General features: G+C 71.3%; 4 protein-coding genes. 2 read left to right on the forward strand and 2 right to left on the reverse strand.

The genetic code is table 11. The features are described from left to right. The coding region (locus ACIKT0_RS13080; protein ID WP_407105762.1) for a DsbE family thiol:disulfide interchange protein at window positions 1-598 on the forward strand (598 nt) is incomplete at its 5' end. Between the two features lie 9 nt (window positions 599-607). Here the strand turns inward: ACIKT0_RS13080 and ribB are convergent. Together ribB and ACIKT0_RS13090 are read right to left on the reverse strand one after the other, a co-directional pair. Beyond that, window positions 608-1,723 (reverse strand): 3,4-dihydroxy-2-butanone-4-phosphate synthase, encoded by a 1,116-nt coding sequence (ribB, locus tag ACIKT0_RS13085; protein WP_407105765.1) that lies wholly within the window; start codon window positions 1,721-1,723, stop codon window positions 608-610. 109 nt (window positions 1,724-1,832) lie between these two features. Continuing rightward, a complete protein-coding gene (locus ACIKT0_RS13090; protein WP_407105766.1) occupies window positions 1,833-3,074 on the reverse strand; it encodes a response regulator in 1,242 nt (413 codons plus the stop codon). A gap of 170 nt (window positions 3,075-3,244) precedes the next feature. Here ACIKT0_RS13090 and dxs point away from each other — a divergent pair. Continuing rightward, the coding region (dxs, locus tag ACIKT0_RS13095) for a 1-deoxy-D-xylulose-5-phosphate synthase (RefSeq protein ID WP_407105764.1) at window positions 3,245-4,737 on the forward strand (1,493 nt) is incomplete at its 3' end.

Below are 4,737 nucleotides of genomic sequence, written 5' to 3' on the forward strand. Positions count from 1 at the left end.
GCCGCCGTCGGGCGGCCGGGGCCGGCGGGCCTTCGTGGTCGTCCCGGTCGTGGCGTTCATGGCGCTCGCGGCGCTGCTCTACGTGCGCCTCTACAGCGGCGATCCTTCGGCGCTTCCGTCCGCGCTGATCGGTCGGCCTGCGCCCGACCTCACGCTCCCGGCGCTCGAAGGGCTGAAGGGCGACGACGGCGCCGTTCCGGGCTTCTCGCGGGCCGACCTCGCGACCGGCGAGGTGACGGTCGTCAACGTGTTCGCGTCCTGGTGCGCGCCCTGCCGCGAGGAGCACCCGTCGCTGCTCAGGCTCAGGGAGAGCGGCGTGCGGTTGTTCGGCCTGAACTACAAGGACGCCCCCGAGAACGCCCGGCGCTTCCTCGGCGGCCTCGGCAATCCGTACCAGAAGGTCGGCGTCGATCCGGGCGGGCGGGCCGCGATCGAGTGGGGCGTCTACGGCGTGCCGGAGACCTTCGTGGTCGACGGCGAGGGGCGCATCGCCTTCAAGTTCGTCGGGCCGCTGACCGACGAGTCCGTCGAGAAGACGCTGCGGCCGCAGATCGAGAAGGCCAGGGCGGCGAACCAGAAGCCCGCCGCCTCGTCCTGAGCCGTTCGGCTATTCGTCGACGATCTCGGTCTTCTCGATCGCGATGCCGAAGCCCGCGATGCCGACATACTGCCGCTCATGGCCGGCGAGCAGCGAGATCTTGCGGACGCCGAGGTCGCGCAGGATCTGCGCGCCGACCCCGATCTCGCGCCAGCGCTGGCGGCGCTGGCGGGCCGACATATGGCGCTCGGCGGCCGGATCGTTGGACTCCTGCTCCCCTGCGCCGTTCTGGCCGTCGCGCGGCGTGCGCAGCACGGCCGGGTCGCGGATCAGGATGAACACGCCGCGGCCGGTGTCGCTGAAGCGCGCGAGCGCATTGTCGAGCCAGCCCTTCGAGGTCGCCGCGCCGCGCAGCAGATCGGTCAGGAGATGCTCGCGATGGATGCGGCAGGGCACCGCCCCGTCGCCGCTGACGTCTCCGACCGAGATCGCGAGATGCTGCGTCTGCTCGAAGGGCGTGTCGTAGACCGTGATCACGGCGTCGCGGCCGCCGATCGGGCGCTCGAACCGGTCGACCCGGCGCACGAAGGTCTCCCGACGGGACCGGTGATCGATAAGATCCTCGATCGAGACGATCTTCAGCCCGTGCTCGCGCGCGAACGCGATCAGCTCCGGCAGCCGCTTCACGGTGCCGTCGTCGTTGACGACCTCCGCCAGCACGCCCACCGGCGGAAGGCCCGCGAGCGCCGCGAGATCGGTCGCGGCTTCGGTGTGGCCGGAGCGGGTCAGAACGCCGCCCTCTCGGGCGATCAGCGGGAAGACGTGGCCGGGCCGCAGGAAGTCGGTCGCGATCGCGTTGTCCGAGCCGAGCGCGCGCACGGTGTTGGCGCGCTCTTCGGCGGAGATGCCGGTCGTCAGCCCGATCTTGTAGTCGACCGAGACCGTGAAGGCGGTCCGCATCGGGTCGAGATTGGTCGCGACCATCGGGGCGAGGTTCAGCGCCTCGGCGCGCTCGGCCGTCAGCGGCGCGCAGATGATGCCGCTGGTGTGCCGGATCATGAAGGCCAGCGTCTCCGGCGTCGCCTTGGCGGCCGCCATGATGAGGTCGCCCTCGTTCTCGCGATCGGTGTCATCCACCACCACGACCAGTTCGCCTGCGGCGATCGCGGCGATCGCCTGGTCCATGCTGTCGAGTTCCAATGCGGCTCCGATCGATCGCTGCGGCTGAAAGCCTGTCGGCGCGTCGAATGCACCCGCGGCCTTGCGCGGGTCAAGCGGCGGGATCGCAGGGCTGTCAGAAGCTTCCGGAGACGCAGGCCTCGAGCCCGCGCCTGAGCGTGGCGCCGTCGAACGGCTTGGTGACGACCGCCACCGGCCCGGTCGCCGCGAGCAGCGGCGGCGCCTGGAAATCGTCGCGCCCGGTCGCGAACAGGATCGGCAGCCGGGGCCTGAGGCCGCGGCTCCATTCGGCCAGGGCCTCGCCGTCCATGTCCGGCAGGCCGAGGTCGGTGAGCATCAGGTCGATGCCGGCGTCGTTCGCGAGCGCCGCCTTGGCGGCGGCGGCGTTATGGGCCTGCGTGACCGTGTGGCCGAAGCTCTCGAGCAGGTCCGCGACGCCCATCGCGATGAGCGGCTCGTCCTCGACCAGCAGGACGCGGAGCGGGGCCGCCTTCCGCGGGGCCGGCGCCGTCCGGTCGTCGAGCAGCTGGCGCAGCTTCAGGGCCAGCGCCTCCTTGCGATACGGCTTCTCGATCAGGTGCACGTCGGCGTCCACGCGGCCCTGGTGGACGATGGCGTTCTCCGCATAGCCCGACATGAACAGCACTTTGAGCTCGGGGCGGCGCAGCCGGGCGAGGCGTGCGAGTTCGGGCGGCTTGGGCGAACCGGGCATCACGACGTCCGAAAGCAGCAGGTCGAATGGCTGCCGGCTGTCGATCAGCGGCGCCGCCTCGGCCGTGGAGGCCGCCGCGACGACCTCATAGCCGAGCGCCGCGAGCAGGTCCGCGACCGCCGTCCTGACGCCGTCGTCGTCCTCCAGCAGCAGGATCCTCTCGCCGCGTCCGCGCAGATCGGCGCCGATCACGCTGTCCGCCTCTTCCGGCGGCGCGGCTTCGCTGCGCGGCAAAGTGAGGCGCACGACGGTGCCCTTCCCGGGTTCGCTCTCGATCTCGACGGCGCCGTGGGACTGCTCGATGAAACCCTGCACCTGGGGCAGGCCCAGACCGGTGCCGCGCCCTTCCGGCTTGGTCGAGAAGAAGGGCTCGAACACGCGGGCCAGCACCGCGGGCGTCATGCCCGCGCCGGCGTCCGCGACCGCGATCTCGATCCGCTCCGCCGCGCCCGCGGCGGCCGGAAGGTTCCTGACCGAGATCGTCAGCTTGCCGCCGTCGGGCATCGCGTCGCGGCCGTTGATCGCGAGGTTCAGCACCGCGTTCTCGAGCTGGATCGGATCGACCAGCGCCGCCCACGGCTCCGGATCGCAGGTGATCTCGATCTCGACCTGCTCGCCGAGCGTGCGGTCGAGCAGGTCGGTCATGGACGCCACCAGCCCGCCATCGCAAGACAACTAGGTCGCGACGCCGCAAAAGCCCGGCCTCAGCCGAATGGCCGATGCCGAGGCGCGATTTGCGCAACCTATCGTGTTTGCGCGCCCCTGGCGGCTGGTGTAACGCTCCGAGGTTGAATTCTGAGGACGCCGTTCCGCCTGTGCCCCTGCCGACAGCAAAGCCGGCGCTCGACTCGGTCCGTACGCCGGCCGACCTCCGGCGCCTCCCCGAAGACCGTCTCCGCCAGCTGGCGGACGAGCTCCGCCAGGAGACCATCGAGGCCGTCTCGGTCACCGGCGGCCATCTCGGCGCCGGCCTCGGCGTGGTCGAGCTCACGGTCGCGCTGCACTACGTGTTCGACACGCCCGACGACCGGCTGATCTGGGACGTCGGCCACCAGTGCTACCCGCACAAGATCCTGACCGACCGGCGCGACCGGATCCGCACGCTGCGCCGCGGCGGCGGGCTGTCCGGCTTCACCAATCGGGCTGAGAGCGATTACGACCCGTTCGGCGCCGGCCACTCCTCGACCTCGATCTCCGCCGGCCTCGGCATGGCGGTCGCCCGCGATCTCCAGGGCGGCGACAATCACGTCGTCTGCGTGATCGGCGACGGGGCGATGTCGGCCGGCATGGCCTATGAGGCGATGAACAACGCCGGCGCGCTCGGCTCGCGGCTGATCGTCATCCTGAACGACAACGACATGTCGATCGCGCCGCCGACCGGCGCGATGTCGGCCTATCTGGCGCGCCTCGCCTCGAGCCGCACCTATCTGTCGCTGCGCGACATCGGCCGGGGCCTGGTGAGGAAGCTGCCCAAATTCGTCGAGCGCGGCGCGGCCAAGGCCGAGGAATACGCACGCGGGCTCGCCATGGGCGGCACGCTGTTCGAGGAGCTCGGCTTCTACTATGTCGGCCCGATCGACGGGCACAATCTCGACCACCTGCTGCCGGTGCTCAAGAACGTGCGGGACGCCGGCCACGGGCCGATCCTGGTCCACGTCGTGACCCAGAAGGGCAAGGGCTACGGGCCGGCCGAGGAATCCGACGACAAGTATCACGGCGTCTCGGCCTTCGACGTGGTGTCGGGCGCGCAGGCCAAGCCCAAGGCCAACGCCCCGACCTACACCAGGGTGTTCGCCGAGGCCCTGATCCGCGAGGCCGAGGCCGACGAGCGCGTGGTGGCCGTCACCGCCGCGATGCCGGGCGGCACCGGGCTCGACCTGTTCGGGCGCGCCTTCCCGGCCCGCACCTTCGACGTCGGCATCGCCGAGCAGCACGCCGTGACCTTCGCGGCGGGGCTTGCGACCGAGGGCCTGAAGCCGTTCTGCGCGATCTACTCGACCTTCCTGCAGCGGGCCTACGACCAGGTGGTGCACGACGTCGCCATCCAGCGGCTGCCCGTCCGCTTCGCGCTCGACCGGGCCGGCCTGGTGGGCGCCGACGGCGCCACCCATGCGGGCGCGTATGACCTCGCCTATCTGGGCTGCCTGCCGGACTTCGTCCTGATGGCGCCGGCAGACGAGGCGGAGCTCGTCCACATGGTGGCGACCGCGGCGGCCTATGACGAGGGCCCGTCCGCCTTCCGCTATCCGCGCGGCGAGGGCGTCGGCGTCGAGCTGCCCGCGCGCGGCGAGGTCCTGCCGATCGGACG

It is taken from the genome of Hansschlegelia beijingensis (assembly GCF_045505405.1).
GTDB classification, from domain to species: domain Bacteria; phylum Pseudomonadota; class Alphaproteobacteria; order Rhizobiales; family Methylopilaceae; genus Methylopila; species Methylopila beijingensis_A.

What these genes read in the sequence shown, in the direction of transcription:
- ACIKT0_RS13090 (WP_407105766.1), bottom strand. Translation starts at nt 3,074, where the DNA reads ATGACCGACCTGCTCGACCGCACGCTCGGCGAGCAGGTCGAGATCGAG.
- ribB (WP_407105765.1), bottom strand. Translation starts at nt 1,723, where the DNA reads ATGGACCAGGCGATCGCCGCGATCGCCGCAGGCGAACTGGTCGTGGTG.